This window comes from Streptomyces sp. DH37 (genome assembly GCF_029813835.1).
GTDB lineage: Bacteria > Actinomycetota > Actinomycetes > Streptomycetales > Streptomycetaceae > Streptomyces.
This window is the reverse complement of sequence record NZ_JARVKV010000012.1, coordinates 98465-112804: the sequence shown is the minus strand read 5'-3', so window position 1 is coordinate 112804 and position 14340 is coordinate 98465. Positions and strand designations below refer to the sequence as shown.

Here is a 14340-nt window from a genome sequence, read left to right as displayed (position 1 = left end):
TCACGTCCCCTCCCTCCGGGTGCGCGTCACCCGGGCCGCCTGAGCGGCCGTCAAATTAGGTGAGCCTAACCTAATGACTTCTCGTGCTCTTTCCAAGTACGCCACGCGGCGTACGGACGCTCGTACCCCGTTCCCTCCCGGTACGCGGCTGACGCCGGGAAAAGCGGCGGGAAACGCGGAGAACGCCGAGAACGCCGAGAACGCCGAGAACACGGCAAGCGCCGTGCCGACGCCCCCGCGGCCCCTCGCCCCCGGCTCGCGCGGAGCCCGCGGACCGCCGTGCGCAGGTGGTGGAGACCCCAGATCCCTTACCAGCCGTGGAGGTTGTAGTCACCGGATCCGTCCCTCACACGGGATCCCGCGGCGGACGGCGTCCGTCGGCGCGGTGCGCGGGGCCGCGCGTACGAGGGCGGGACGACCGGGCCGGCCGTCCGCGGTCCGGTGGCCCCCGGGCCGGCCGTCTCCCGCCCCACCGGTGTCCCGCCGTCCCGGGGAGCCGGAAAACCACGTGACGCGCGGCGCCCGATCGCCGAGAATCCACGCGTGGCCACCACGGACGCCGACAGGACCGAACGCGGCCCGTCCCCCCGGTCCCCCCTGACCGCGCTGGCCGGACGCACCTTCGATGCGGTCCCGCCGCCGGCACTGGTGCTGCTCGGCATCGTCAGCGTTCAGGTGGGCGCGGCACTGGCCAAGCACCTGTTCGGCGCGGTGGGCAGCTTCGGGACGGTCGCGCTGCGACTGTTCTTCGCGGCGGCGGTGCTGATGCTGCTGTGGCGGCCGTCGCTGCGCATGAGCCGCCGCGCGTGGACGGTGGTGCTCGGCTACGGCGTGGTCCTCGGCCTGATGAACCTGTGCTTCTACCTGGCGCTGGCCCGGATCCCGCTGGGGATCGCGGTGACCATCGAGTTCCTCGGGCCCCTGGCGGTGGCCCTGGCCGGGTCGAGGCGGTGGTCGGACGCCCTCTGGGCCGTGCTCGCGGCGGGCGGTGTGGTCCTGCTGATGGAGGGGCGCGGCGACCTCGACCTCGTCGGTTCCCTGTTCGCCCTCGCCGCGGGCGTGTGCTGGGGCCTGTACATCCTGGTCGGCGCCGCGCTGGGCCGCCACACCACGGAGGGCGACGGCCTGGCGCTGGGCATGGCCGTCGCGGCACTGGTGGCCGTGCCGTTCGGCGTGGCCGACAGCGGAACGGCGCTGATCCAGCCGTGGGTCCTGGTCGCGGGGCTCGGCGTGGCACTGCTGTCGTCGGTGATCCCGTACTCGCTGGACCTGGAGGCGCTGCGCAGGATGCCACCGCGGGTGTTCGGCGTCCTGATGAGCCTCGAACCGGCGGTGGCGGCCCTCATCGGCCTCATCGTGCTCCAGGAGTCGCTGCACTGGTCGCAGTGGATCGCGGTGCTGTGCGTGGTGGCCGCGTCGGCGGGCGCCACGCGCGGCGCCCGCCCGGACGCCTAGCGCCGGGCCCGCCCGCCCCCTGGTCGTCCACCTGGTCGTCCACCGTGTGTCACGGTGTGCCGCCGTGCGCCACGGTGCGTCGGGGGCCCTCGCGGAGCGCGACCGCCGGCGGGGGCGCGGCCGGCCGGAGCGCTGCCCGTACGACCGCGTCAGCCCGCGCGCCCGGTGGCGGGATGCCGGGGGTGGGGGCCACCCCGGGGAGAATTCGCGGCCGGAGCGTGTCACGCTGGAGGTCCGCACGTCGACGCCGACGCCGAGCACCCGCCCACGGGGGTGCTCGGCGTCATGCGTTTCACGGGTTCCGCAGGGGTCAGCGGAACAGGCGGGACAACAGGAGCCGCACCTTCTAGGAGAACGCGTGATCGAGAAGATCTACGATCGGATACTGCACCGCAATCCCGGCGAGAAGGAGTTCCACCAGGCCGTATGGGAGGTCCTGGAGTCGCTCGAGCCGGTCTTCGTCCGGCGCCCCGAGCTGCTGGACGAGTCCCTGATCGAGCGGCTGTGCGAGCCTGAGCGGCAGATCATCTTCCGTGTCCCCTGGAGCGACGACTCCGGGAAGATCCACGTCAACCGCGGCTTCCGGGTGGAGTTCAACAGCGCCCTCGGCCCGTACAAGGGCGGCCTGCGCTTCCACCCGTCGGTCAACCTGGGGATCATCAAGTTCCTGGGCTTCGAGCAGACCTTCAAGAACGCCCTGACCGGCATGCCGATCGGCGGCGGCAAGGGCGGCAGCGACTTCGACCCCAAGGGGAGGTCGGACGCCGAGGTCATGCGCTTCTGCCAGTCCTTCATGACCGAGCTGTACCGCCACCTGGGCGAGTACACCGACATCCCCGCGGGCGACATCGGCGTGGGCGAGCGCGAGATCGGCTACCTCTTCGGCCAGTACCGCCGGATCACCAACCGCTGGGAGGCCGGCGTCCTGACCGGCAAGGGCGTCCTGTGGGGCGGCTCGCAGGCCCGCGCCGAGGCCACCGGTTACGGCCTGGTCGTCTTCACCGGGGAGATGCTCAGGACGCGCGGCGAGGACCTGGAGGGCAAGAGGGTGGTGGTCTCCGGCTCCGGCAACGTGGCGATCCACGCCATGGAGAAGGCGCGGCAGCTCGGCGCCGTGCCGATCGCCTGCTCCGACTCCGGCGGTTACGTGGTGGATGAGAAGGGCATCGACCTGGAACTCCTCAAGGAGGTCAAGCTCGCCGAGCGCGGGCGGCTCTCGGAGTACGCCGAGCGGAGCGGGGCGCGCTTCGTGTCCGGCGGCCGGGTCTGGGAGGTGCCGTGCGAGGTGGCCCTGCCGTCGGCCACCCAGAACGAGCTGGACCACGGCGACGCGGCGACGCTGGTCCGCAACGGCGTGCTGGCCGTCGGCGAGGGCGCGAACATGCCGACCACGCCGGAGGGCGTGCGCGTGCTGCGCGAGGCCGGCGTCCTGTTCGGTCCGGGCAAGGCCGCCAACGCCGGCGGCGTGGCCACCAGCGCGCTGGAGATGCAGCAGAACGCCTCGCGCGACTCCTGGTCCTTCGAGCACACCGAGGCCCGGCTGACCGAGATCATGAAGCACATCCACGACCTGTGCCACACCACCGCCGAGCGCTACGGCCGCCCCGGCGACTACGTGGCCGGCGCCAACATCGCCGGCTTCGAGCTGGTGGAGGAGGGCATGGCGGCGCAGGGCCTGATCTGAGGCCGTACCGCCGGCGGGCGACCGGACGGCCCGGGACGGGATTCGGGTCCCGTCCCGGGCCGTCGTCCGTACCACTTGCCCGTTCCACCCGCGCGACGTGACGTCCGGGGTTAGGGTTCACCCTGCGCACAGGGGGAGTGTGCGCCACGTCACAGAAGAGCGAGCGGTCGGTCGCCGGTGCCCCGGCGCGGCCGTGTACCTGGGGGGGCACATGCACGAGATGGTCAAGGGCGCCAACGTCGATCTGGCGGCTCTGAGCGGGGACACGGGATCCGTGGTGCTGAGCCTGAGCTGGAGCAGCGCCACGGGGGACGGGGACGCGGACGTCTCCGTCCTGCTCGTGGGCGCCGACGGCAGGGTGCGCGGGGACGCGGACTTCTTCTTCTACAACAATCCGGCCGCCGCCGACGGCAGCGTGCAGCTCCTGGGGAAGACCCCCACGGCGAACGGCAGCGAGGACCGCATCAGCCTCGATCTGACCGCGATGCCCCCGGACGTCGAACGCGTCGTCGTCGGGGCGAGCCGCTACGGCGGCGCCCGGTTCGGCGATCTCGAGGGCCTCGGGGTGACGCTCGCCGACAGCGCGGGTGAGGTCCTGCTCGGGTTCTCGATCGACGACGCCGGTGTGGAGAGCGCGTTCATCTTCGGTGAGCTCTACCGGCGGGGGGAGGGCTGGAAGTTCCGGGCCGTCGGACAGGGCTACGAGACCGGTCTGGCGGGCCTGGCGACCGACTTCGGGATCGACGTCGAGGACGACGCGGCCGAGGAGCGGGCGGCGGAGGCGGCGCCGGAGCCGCGGTCGCGGCCGGAGGAGCCGCAACCGCAGCCGCAGTCGGAGGGGTCGCAGCCGGAGGGGTCGCAGCCGCAGGCGGACGCCGAGGCGGGCGCGGGGGCCTCCACCGGGCCGCTGCCGGGCGTCCCCCGGCAACCGGTTCGCCGCGAGCCGGCGCCGGACCCGGGCGAGGCGCCGGACCCGGGGAAGACGGCGGACCCGGGCGGGGCGCCGACCCAGGGGAGGGCGCCGGCTCCGGCCCGGCGCCCCCGCACGGCCCGGAAGAAGGTCACCCTGCCCAGGACCGCCGGGAAGTCCCTGGCCGAGAACGAGTCCTGGCGGCAGGCCCGCCTCTTCCCCGTCTCCTCGCTGAAGAGCGACCGGGAGCGTGAGACGCGGGCGACCTCGATCCTGCTGTCGGTGATGGCCCAGGTGCCGGAGTTCGGCCGGCGCATCACCGCCGCCTTCGGCGCTCCGGCGGGCCGGATGGAGACGTTCACGGAGGTCTCGCTGCCGCACGGGGACTCCCCGAAGCGCCCGGACGGCGTGATCCGGGTCGAGCGCGCGGGCAAGCTCTGGACGGCCCTGGTGGAGACGAAGACCAACGGCAACCCGCTCAGGGCCGAGCAGGTCCAGGACTACATGGACATCGCCGCGCGGCGCGGCTACGAGGCCGTGATCACGCTGTCCAACGACGTGGCCCTGGAGGGCAGTCCCCTGGTCGACGTCAGGATCGACCGGCGCCGCAGGCACAAGGTCGCCCTGCGGCACCTGTCCTGGGCCGAGGTGGCGCACCAGGCCCAGATGCTGATCCGCCACGAGGGCGTCGGAAACGCCGCCCACGCATGGCTCCTCCAGGAACTCCTGCACTACCTCCAGCACGAGAACTCCGGCTGCCACGGCTTCCAGAACATGGGCCCGGCCTGGGTGCCGGTGCGCAACGCCATCGACACCGAGACCCTCTGCCAGGGCGACCGGCGCGCCCTGGAGGTCATCGAGAGCTGGGAGCGGCTCGTCCGCCAGGTCTGCCTGCGGCTCGGCGGCGAACTCGGCCAGAAGGTCCTGCCCGTTCAGCGCGCCCGGCGCGGCACCGAACCGCACTCCCGCCGCGCCGCCCTCGCCGACCGGTTCTGCGAGGACGGCCGTCTGCACGCGGAACTGCGCGTCGAGGGGACGCCGGGCATCCTCGCGATCACCGCCGACCTGCGCACCGGCAAACTGCGTACGTCCGTCGAGATCCCCGCCCCCGAACAGGGCTACCCCCTCAGCTGGGCCAAGCGGCTGGTGCGGCAGCTGGCCGGGGCCCCGGCCGACCTCCATGTGGAGACCCTCGTCGAGGGCCAGGGCCGGGGCCCGCGCGGCACCCTGGAACGGCTTCGTCCGGAGCCGGGCGACATGCTCCCGAAGGACGGTGCGCGGATCACCGGCTTCCGGCTGTCCCTCTTCAAGGGCATGGGCGTCACACGGGGCAACGCCGAGACGGGGTTCATCCGCAGCGTCGACGACGCCGTGCACCGGTTCCACTCCGGTGTCGTCGCCCGCCTGGAACAGCGCCCGTCCCGCCGGCAGGGGTCCGAGGCCCCCGCGGGATGACCCCGGCGCCCGCCCGGCCGTGAAGGAGGCGGCTACAGCACGGCGTTGAGGGCGGCGAGCAGGACGGAGGCGGCGACGACCGCGCTGTTGACCGCCGCCAGGCGGGCCGGGGAGGTGCGGCGGGAGAGCCGGGCGCCCGCCAGGAGCCCGGCCAGCTGCGGCGGCAGGCACACCAGCGCCAGCAGCAGCGCGTCCGAGACCTGTCCGTCGTCCCCGACGGCGAGGAACGTGGCGACCCGCACCACGGCCGACACCAGCAGGGCGCGCGTCACGACGGTCCTGAGGTCGTGCGGGGTCAGGACGCGCTGGAGGTGGACGACGAGCGGCGGGCCGCCGATCCCGGTGAGCCCGCCGACGAACCCGGCCAGCAGGCCGACGCCTCCGTCGCGGGCGCCGAGCGGACGGGAGACCTCGACCGGGCCCCGCCGCCCGGCGTCGACCACCGACGCCAGGCCGGCGAGGACCGCCAGCACCAAGGCGGCGGCGGCGACCGCGTCGGGGACGCGGGTCAGGGCCACGACCCCGGCGGCCGTCCCCGCCGCCATGAAGGCGCCGGTCGACAGGCCCTCCCGGCCCCGGCGGACGCGCGGGTCCGCGGCGGTGAGCGCCGCGCCGGAGGTCGCGTCCAGGACCCCGGAGGCGGCGACGGCGGTCGGCTGGCCGAACAGCAGCGACGCCACCGGTACGAACAGGGTCGCGGGCCCGAAGCCGGTCAGCCCCTTGAGGCCGTGGGCGAGGAGGGCCAGGAGGCAGACCGCGGCCACCTGCTCCGGGCCGAGGCTCACGCGTGGAGCCTGTCGAGGAAGGCGAGCAGGTTGTCCCTGGTCCGCCGCGCCTGCTCCGCCACCGTCAGCGACTCCTCGAAGCGCCCGCCGCCGTCGGGGACCTTCCTGCCGCGCACGTAGAGGGAGCAGGCGAGGTCGCCGCACATGTAGAGCCCGACCGAGTCGCCCTCGCGCCCGGCCCGGCCCGCCTTGGGCGCGGTCATCAGGGCGACGCCGTCGGCCGGGTGCGTGGTCAGGCACAGGGAGCACATGCCGCCGCCGCGGCGGACGCGGCCCGGCTGCCGGGCGGGGGAGCGGAGCGCCACGCCGGTGAGCCCGCCGCCGCGCTCGGCGACGAGGTAGCCGCGGTCGGGGGCCGCGGGGTCGCGCCAGCCGAGGAAGTCCAGGTCCTCCCACGGTCGTTCGGCCAGGTCGCGCGGCAGCGCCATGCGGTTGGCCTCCCCCTTCGAGCAGTTGACGAACGACGCGCGGATGTCCTTCTCGGTCAGTGGCCTCATGGCGGGCAGCCAACCATTCCTAGGTACATTAGGCAAAACATTAATACCCCTAGGAATGCTGCGCGGAGGTGGCGCTCATGGCCCGTGCGGGGCTGACGGCGGACCGGGTGACGGAGGCGGCCGCCGACCTGGCCGACGAGGTGGGCTTCGAGAACGTCACGCTGTCGGCGCTGGCGCGGCGCTTCGGGGTCCGGGACGCGAGCCTGTACGCGCACGTGAAGAGCCTGCGGGACCTGCGGGAGCGGGTGGCGGTGCTGGCCACGGGCGAGTTCGCCGACCGGCTCGGGGCGGCGGTGGCGGGCCGCTCGGGCCGGGACGCCCTGGTCGCCTTCGCCGGCGCCTACCGCGAGTTCGCGCTGGAGCGCCCCGGTCGCTACGCGGCGACCCAGGTGCGGCTGGACCCGGCCGTCACCGCCGCCTCGCCCGCGTACGCCCGTGCCGTCGGGGTCGTCTACGCGATGCTGCGCGCGTACGGGCTGGAGGAGCCGGATCTGACCGACGCGGTACGGCTGTTGCGCAGCGCCTTCCACGGCTACGCCGCCCTGGAGGCGATCGGCGGCTTCGGGCACCCGCGCGAGGTGCGGGCGTCGTGGGAGCGGGGTCTGGACGCCCTCCACACGCTGCTGGAGAACTGGCCGTCCCAGTCCCAGTCCCAGTCCCCGTCCCCCTCTCCTTCCCCGCCCCCTTCCTCACTTCCGTCCGCCGGCGCCGGGCGGGGGTGAACGGGGGCGGGCGGCGCCGGTGTTGTGTGACGAGCCGTCATACCGGTCGGCGGGGCGGGGCGATGGCCGGTGCGCGTGTCTGAACGGCTGGGAGTCCGAAATGCCTCAGAATGGTAGAAACTGCTCCATGATGACCCTGGTTGTCCCGTTGCCGAGGAGCGTGTCATGCATGTTCGCGAAGGGCTCCCCGACCAGCCCACCCGCGTCGGCCGCATCGACTGGCCGAAGGAGGGCGACAACGGTACGCACCTGCGCCTGAGGAGCGGACACGTCGTCGTCTTCGACCGGCAGCCCTGGCGGATCCTGGAGATCGACGAGTACCGCGACCACCCCTGGCCCCTCTCCTACGAGCAGGCCTGGCGCGAACACGTCGAGCTGTGGCGGCACTCGGAGGACCTGCGCCGGATGAACGGGCGGCTGGACACCCAACCTCCCGAGCGGGCCGACTTCTACAAGCGCCCCGTGGTCCTGGTCCTGCGCAACGAGAACTTCCCGCGCTCCGCGCCCAAGCACTGGTGCGCGCCCATCAGCCACGGCTGGCAGGTGCTGCCGGAGCACTACGCGGTCTGCCGCACCTGCGGCGAACTGCCGCCCTGCAGCAACGGGGAGTACCGCGGGGAGATCGGCCCCCGCGCCGCCGCGCAGAAGGAGGGCGCGGGCCTGTGCGTGCCGGCCGGCTGCTGCATCGGCTGCGCGGAGCCCATCAAGCCCCGGATGCGGACGGTGCGTTTCCCCGGCCCGAACCTCTGGTACCCCGAGCTCGGCGAGGGCAGCGCGGTCTTCCACGCCCGCGCCGCCTGCGCCGACCAGGTCGAGTGCTACCGGTTGCAGTGGAAGGCCGAGCACGTGCCCACCGCGCCGCAGCCGTCGGCGCCGCTGTGGTCCCCGGGCACGTCCGAGAACGTCCTGCTGCCGCAGACCAGGCTCTCGCCGGACGCGGTGGAGCCCGGCAGGGGATGGAACGTTCCGGCGGTGAACGGCGCGGGGGAGGCGGCGGCCCGTCCGGCCCCCGCCGCTCCGGCCGGCCCGGGCGCCCCGGCCGGCGGGCCGCCCCGGCCGTCCGGCCCCGGTGCGGCCGGTCACGCGCCCGGTCACGCGCCGGAACAGCCGGCCGAGGCCGAACCCCCGGCCGCTCCGGCGCCCGCCCCCGTTCCCGCACCCGCACCCGCGGTGAGCGCGGCGGCCCCGCCCGCCCCGGCCCCGCCCGCCCCGGTGGAGAACGCCGAACCCGCGCCCGCCCCGGACCCGGTACCCCTCGTCCCCGCCACCCCGGCGGTTCCCGCGGCCCCCGTCCCGGCCGCGCCGCCCGCCGAGGACATCGACGCGGTGCGCCGGCTCACGGAGGACCTCAACACCTCCCTGTCCGCGTCCGCCGACCGTCCCGCCTTCCACGACGCCGAGCAGGCCGCCCGCGTGATCGAGGAGCTCACCGCCGCGGTCCGCAACATCGCGCTCTGCCTGAACGGCACCAACCTCCGCGCCCGCCCCTGAGGGGGCCGCGCTCAGCGGGCGGCGGCCGCCCCGTCGAGGACGGTGAGGGCGAGGACGGCCAGGTCGTCGCGGAGCCGCTCCCCCCACCAGGCGTGGGCGTCCTCCAGCAGGGCCGCCACGACGCCGTCGGCGGGACGTTCGGCGCCGGCCGGCACCGGATGCCCGGCGACGAGGGCGGCGAGGTCCTCGGGCTCGCGGCGGTCCGCCGCCCCGGCGCCCTCGGTGAAGCCGTCGGTGTAGAGCACCAGGGTCTCGCCGGGCCGCATGTCGACCTCGGTCACCGGGTGGTGCATCTCCTCCAGGACCCCCAGCAGCGGGCCGCGCACGTCCAGCGGCACGGCGGTGCCGTCGGCGCGGCGCAGCAGGGGGGCGGGGTGCCCGGCGGAGGCCAGCCGGACGCGGGCGGTGCCCTCCGAGGAGCCGCCGGGAGGGTCGATGACGGCGTAGACGAGGGTGCAGAAGGGGGTGTTCTGGCGCCGTAGGGCGTTGTTGACCAGGCCCAGGACGTGTTCGGGGTCGGTGGTGTGCTGGGCCGCGGCCCACAGGGTGTGGCGCACCAGGCCGGTGATGGCGGCGGCGCCGGGTCCCTTGCCGCAGACGTCGCCCAGGGCCAGGACGTGCCGGCCGTCGGGGGTGGTGAAGGCGTCGTAGAAGTCCCCGCCGATGTGCAGGCCGCTGCCGAAGGGGTGGTAGCGGGCGGCGAGGTCGAAGCCGGGCAGCTCGGGCAGGCGGGGCGGGAGCAGCGGGTGCTCCAGGGCCTGGGTGGTGGCGCGCAGCCGGCGCAGCAGGCGGTCCTGCCGGATGCCGACGGCCACCTGGTCGGCGACGCTCTCCAGGATGGAGAGCGTGGAGCCGGGCAGGGCCAGACGGGTGTTCAGGGTCAGCACGCCGATCAGCTCCCCGCCGGAGACCAGCGGATAGCCGGCGAAGGACCCCCGGGACCGCACGGCCCCGGCTCCGGCCCCGGCCCCGGCCCGCGGGGAGCCGGGAGGGGTGATGTCCAGGTGCGGGCGCCGCTCGGCGGCGATCCGCTCGACCAGGGACGTGTCGACGTGCTCGGGGTGGAGGTCCCCGGCGCCGGTCGTGCGGTCGGCGTCGGCGCAGGCGGCGGGCTCCGGCTCGCCGGAGGGCTTCAGGGTCCAGATGCAGGCGCGGTCGGCGCCCAGCCGGTCCGCGGTGGCCCGCACACAGCGGTGCAGGCGCTCGGCCAGCGGCCCCGGGGCCGTCATCGCGGCGGCGACCTCCGCGCTGAGCAGGGCGTGGCCGGTGCGCTCGGCGAGCTTGCGCTGCGCGTACAGGCGGTCGGTGACGTCCTCGGCGAGCACCAGCACGCGCTCGCGGCCCTCGGAGTCCGTCACCTTCTGGGGGGCTATGCGCAGGGCCTGCCCGGTGCCGTCGGGCCTGGTGCGCTCGAAGACCACGTCGGGCCCGGGGGAGGACTCCCCCCGGGCCGCGGCCAGGTGCTGCCGCAGCGCGGCACGGGTGTCCGGCGGGAAGAGCCCGGCCAGCGGACGGCGGAGCGAGTTGTGGTCGTCCAGCTCCAGGATCTCCGCGGCCCGGTGGTTCCAGGCGAGCACCGCGCCGTCGTCGTCCAGCATGAGCGCGCCTATCGGGGCCTGGGTGAGGAACTCGCCCAGCAGGCGCTCCCCCAGCTGCCGGCTCATCACCGTGCCGGCGACGAGCTGCCGCTGGGCGGCGGCCCGCACCACGGCCTCGGCGCGCCGCCGGGAGATGCCGTCCATCAGCTCGCGGGCCGTCTCCGGCAGCCGGTCGGCCCGCACGTCCTGGACCCGGCGGACGAGGTCGGCGGAGAAGAGTATCGGCAGCGTGGTGAGCCGGGAGTCGGTGACGGAGGTGGCGACCACCACCGCCGCCAGGTCCGCCGGGTGGGGGCGCAGGGCGTGGACGAGGCCGACCGGCGCCGTCACCCGGCGGCCGACCACCACCACCGCGGGCGGGCGCTCGCCCGGCGTGCCGCCGGTGTGCTCCAGGACGCTCGTGGCCGTGACGGGCACCAGCTCGGCCTCCTTCGTGTCGAAGGCGACCTCGAAGTCCTCCGCGGTCTCGGGGAGGACGTCCACCAGCAGGATGCGGGTTCTCTCACCGGACATCGTCACTGCGCCGTCAGCCTTCCAGCAGCGGTTCGTCCAGCAGGGCCTTGCCGGTCCACACCCGCAGCACGTCGGTGACCGGTGACATCACGTGGGCGGCGCGGGCGTCGCGCAGCAGCCGGTGCAGCGGGGAGTCTGCCCCGTAGCCGATCCCGCCGACCAGGGTCAGGGCGTCGTTGACGGTCGCCTCGGCCGCGTCGGCGACCTCGGCCTTGGCCGAGGCCAGCGCCGGCAGGGCCTCGGGGCCGCCCAGCTCCGCCTCGGAGGCGGCGTGGTAGATCAGCCGCCGGGTGCGCTCCACCCGGGCCCACATCGTGCCCAGCCGGTGCTGCACGACCGGGTTGCCGGACAGCGGGCGTCCGGCGCGCGCCCGCCGCCGCAGCAGGTGGGAGCGGGCCTCCTCCAGGGCGGCGGCCGCGACGCCCAGGTAGGTGCCGGCCATGGCCGTCAGGAAGTAGGGGGCGACGACGTTGAAGACGTACCAGATCTCGTCGCCCTCCTCCCCCAGCAGGCACCAGTCGGGGATCTCCACACCGGGCAGCTCCAGGCCGCGCGAGGCGTTGCCGCGCATCCCGAACCCCTGCCACTCGGGGCCCCACTCCAGGCCCGGCGTGGCGGCGTCCAGGACCGTGCAGGAGAACTGCCCGGGCGGCGTCCCCGGGCCGGTGGCGACGGTGGAGACGACGTAGGAGTCCGCGTGGCCGGCGTTGGTGACGAAGCTCTTGGCGCCGGTCAGCCGCAGCCGGTCCGCGCCGGAACGCTCCATGCGGGTCTGCGGCAGCCAGAACTCGCCGCCCGTCCCCGGCTCCGACAGGGCCAGGGTCGTCAGGTGCTCACCGGCCGCGATCGGCTCCAGGTACCGCTCCCGCTGCCGCGCGCCGGCCTTCGCGGAGATCACGGCCGAAGCGACCAGGTGCATCCCGAAGCAGATCGACGTCGACGCGCACGCCCGGCCCGTCGCCTCGCCCACCTGCGCCACGGCCAGCAGCCCGTGCCCCATGCCGCCGGAGTGCTCGGGCACGACCAGCCCGCCCAGCCGGGACCGCAGGGCCGTCACGCCCTTCTCGGGCCACCGCTGCTCCGCGTCGACCGCGGCCGCCTCGGGGGCCAGGACGTCCTCGGCGATCTCCCGGGCCATGGAGACCGCGGTCCCCGGTTCGATCCGCACCACCGTTGTACTCCGCTCCTCACGTGCTGACCCGGTCGAGAGCATCGGCGGGCGTCACGGTCTCCGGCACCATTGCCGGACGGCAACGGTGCCGTAGCCTACTTCAGACCGCGCGTATCGGGCAGTCCGGACGTCACCGGCCTCCGGGACGGCCCGGGACCCGCCGCCCGGTCCGGGCGCCCGCGGGCGGAGCCCCCGTGCGCCGTCCCGCGCCGTACCCATGATCCTCACGGAGAGGGTACGGGGCCGCCTCCGCCTCCGTGCGCGGGGCCGCCGCCCGGCCGCCCCGCCGCGCCCGGCTGCATCCGATGGCATCCGGTGGCGCCCGGCGGCATCCGTTGGCATCCGTTGGCATCCGTTGGCACAGCCGGGGAACCGGCGGGAGCGCGGCCGTAGGCCGGCTGCCGTACGACGATCGTCCGATCGGTGCGCCCCGCGGTGCGGGCGCGCGCCCACCCGGCCGGCGCGCTGGTACAACGGCGGGCGGGGGAGCAGACCGCAGGCCGCGCACGAGGACCGGCTGGAGGACGCGTGGACGCCGCGACGGGCAGGGCGCTGACGTTCGGCCGCACGGTACTGGTCCCCGGCGGCCTCGCCGGCCGGGACGGGCCCGGCGGCATCGGCGGTACGGCCGCGGCGCCGGGCTCGCCGAGCGCCCTGCGCCGCGAGGCCCGCAGGCTGGCGGCCGTCTGCGTGCTCCTGTCCCTGGCGGCCGCGGCCCTGGTGCCGCTCACCCTGCCGCTCGGCTGGGACGAGACCGTCTACGCCAGCCGCTTCTCCCCCCACGGACCCCCGACCCCGTTCAGCGCCCCGCGCACCCGCGGCGTCCCCCTGCTGCTGCTCCCGGTCGCCTCCTGGAGCGGCTCGGAGGTGCTGCTGAGGGTCTGGCTGCTGGCGCTGTCGGGCGCCGCGCTGTACCTGGGCTTCCGCCCCTGGCTGCGGGTGGTGTCCCGGCCGTCGGCGGTGTGGGTGGCGGCGGCACTGTACGGCTCCCTGTGGACGGCCCTGTTCTACGCGAACGCCGCCATGCCCAACCACTACACGGCGATGGGCGCGCTCGCGGCGGTGGGCTGCTTCGCGGGACGGGGGCGGCCCGGCCCCGCCCGGTGCGCCGGGCTGGCCGCGGGACTGGCCGTGGCGACCCTGATGCGGCCCAACGAGGGCGTGGCCGCCGCCGTCCCCCTGCTCCTCGCCGCCGTCGCGGTGCCCGCCTGGCGCGGCCGGGCCCGGCTCCTGGCCGTGGCGGGGGGCGTCGCGGCGGGCGCGCTGCCGTGGGTGGTGGAGGCGCGGCTGCGGTTCGGCGGGGTGGCGGAGCGGCTGGCCGAGGCGAGCGAGGTCCAGGGCGGCATGCGGCCGGTGCTGTCCGTGGCCGCCCACCTCACCTCGCTGGACGGCCCGCTGCTGTGCCGCCCCTGCACGGACGACGGCGTGTGGTGGGCCGCGGTGGAGTGGTGGCCGCTGCTCGGGCTGCTCGCCGCGCTGGGGCTGCGGGCGGCGCACCGCGCCCGTACGCCGTGGGTCATGGCGGGCACGGGGGAGGCGGCGCCGCTGTGGCTGGCCGTGGTCACGGCCGCGTCGCTCCTGGGGCAGTACTTCTTCCTGCTGCCCTACGCCGCGCCGCGCTTCCTGGCCCCCGGCTACGCCCTGCTCGCCGTGCCCGCCGCCCTCGGGCTGCTCCGCGTCGCGGACCGGGCCCGCCGCTCGGTGCCGGTGGCGGTCGTCCTCGTCGCGGTGCTGGCGGGCCACCTGGCCGTCCAGACCGTCCTGGTGCGCACGCACGCGGGCATCCAGGAGCGGGCGCGCGGCGACTGGGAGCGCGTCGCGGCGGTGCTGCACGCGCACGGCGTACGCGCCCCGTGCGCGGTCACGGGCAACAACTCGGCCATCCCCATCGCCCACGCCGCGGGCTGCCTCAGGACGGACCCGCGGGCCCCGGAGCGGTCCGACGCCGTGGTCATGCGCCGGGCGGACCCGCCGTCCTGGGCGCGCGACTGGCCGCGCCACCCCGTGCCCGGCACCTACCACCACGGCTGGACGGTCGCGGTCCGCCCGTGACGGGCGG

General features: G+C 75.5%; 10 protein-coding genes. 6 read left to right on the top strand and 4 right to left on the bottom strand.

From position 1 onward, the window contains the following. Window positions 1-543 precede the first annotated feature (543 nt). From QC029_RS09615 to QC029_RS09605, 3 genes are all read left to right on the top strand, one after another. On the top strand, window positions 544-1455 hold the full coding sequence (locus tag QC029_RS09615) for a DMT family transporter (protein WP_279555087.1): 912 nt from the start codon (window positions 544-546) through the stop codon (window positions 1453-1455). Window positions 1456-1813: 358 nt separating this feature from the next. Further along, window positions 1814-3139 (top strand): NADP-specific glutamate dehydrogenase, encoded by a 1326-nt coding sequence (gene gdhA / locus QC029_RS09610; RefSeq protein WP_279555086.1) that lies wholly within the window; start codon window positions 1814-1816, stop codon window positions 3137-3139. A 211-nt stretch (window positions 3140-3350) separates the two neighbouring features. Continuing rightward, on the top strand, window positions 3351-5504 hold the full coding sequence (locus QC029_RS09605; RefSeq protein WP_279555085.1) for a TerD family protein: 2154 nt from the start codon (window positions 3351-3353) through the stop codon (window positions 5502-5504). A 32-nt stretch (window positions 5505-5536) separates the two neighbouring features. Here the strand turns inward: QC029_RS09605 and QC029_RS09600 are convergent, their stop codons facing one another. Continuing rightward, on the bottom strand, window positions 5537-6289 hold the full coding sequence (locus QC029_RS09600) for a sulfite exporter TauE/SafE family protein (RefSeq protein ID WP_279555084.1): 753 nt from the start codon (window positions 6287-6289) through the stop codon (window positions 5537-5539). Beyond that, the gene (locus QC029_RS09595; protein ID WP_279555083.1) at window positions 6286-6786 is read right to left on the bottom strand and encodes an FBP domain-containing protein; all 501 of its coding nucleotides are present in this window, start codon (window positions 6784-6786) and stop codon (window positions 6286-6288) included. Before QC029_RS09595 ends, QC029_RS09600 begins: the two co-directional genes overlap by 4 nt. A 77-nt stretch (window positions 6787-6863) precedes the next feature. On the opposite strand from QC029_RS09595, the gene QC029_RS09590 reads away from it, so the two are divergent. After that, window positions 6864-7508, top strand: a complete 645-nt coding sequence (locus QC029_RS09590; protein ID WP_279555082.1) for a TetR/AcrR family transcriptional regulator — start codon at window positions 6864-6866, stop codon at window positions 7506-7508. Window positions 7509-7673: 165 nt separating this feature from the next. After that, window positions 7674-8999 carry a hypothetical protein gene (locus tag QC029_RS09585; protein WP_279555081.1) on the top strand — a complete coding sequence of 442 codons (1326 nt, stop codon included), beginning with the start codon at window positions 7674-7676 and terminating at the stop codon, window positions 8997-8999. Window positions 9000-9010: 11 nt separating this feature from the next. Here the strand turns inward: QC029_RS09585 and QC029_RS09580 are convergent, their stop codons facing one another. Together QC029_RS09580 and QC029_RS09575 are read right to left on the bottom strand one after the other, a co-directional pair. Further along, window positions 9011-11110, bottom strand: coding sequence for a SpoIIE family protein phosphatase (locus QC029_RS09580; RefSeq protein ID WP_279555080.1), 2100 nt, complete (start codon window positions 11108-11110; stop codon window positions 9011-9013). A gap of 13 nt (window positions 11111-11123) precedes the next feature. Beyond that, on the bottom strand, window positions 11124-12281 hold the full coding sequence (locus QC029_RS09575) for an acyl-CoA dehydrogenase family protein (RefSeq protein WP_279555079.1): 1158 nt from the start codon (window positions 12279-12281) through the stop codon (window positions 11124-11126). Between the two features lie 528 nt (window positions 12282-12809). On the opposite strand from QC029_RS09575, the gene QC029_RS09570 reads away from it, so the two are divergent. After that, window positions 12810-14333 carry a hypothetical protein gene (locus QC029_RS09570; protein WP_279555078.1) on the top strand — a complete coding sequence of 508 codons (1524 nt, stop codon included), beginning with the start codon at window positions 12810-12812 and terminating at the stop codon, window positions 14331-14333. Window positions 14334-14340 lie beyond the last annotated feature (7 nt).

Excerpts from the sequence above, each read along its gene's own strand:
- QC029_RS09605 (WP_279555085.1), top strand. The coding sequence starts at position 3,351 with ATGCACGAGATGGTCAAGGGCGCCAACGTCGATCTGGCGGCTCTGAGC.
- QC029_RS09595 (WP_279555083.1), bottom strand. The coding sequence starts at position 6,786 with ATGAGGCCACTGACCGAGAAGGACATCCGCGCGTCGTTCGTCAACTGC.
- QC029_RS09590 (WP_279555082.1), top strand. The coding sequence starts at position 6,864 with ATGGCCCGTGCGGGGCTGACGGCGGACCGGGTGACGGAGGCGGCCGCC.
- QC029_RS09585 (WP_279555081.1), top strand. The coding sequence starts at position 7,674 with ATGCATGTTCGCGAAGGGCTCCCCGACCAGCCCACCCGCGTCGGCCGC.
- QC029_RS09580 (WP_279555080.1), bottom strand. The coding sequence starts at position 11,110 with ATGTCCGGTGAGAGAACCCGCATCCTGCTGGTGGACGTCCTCCCCGAG.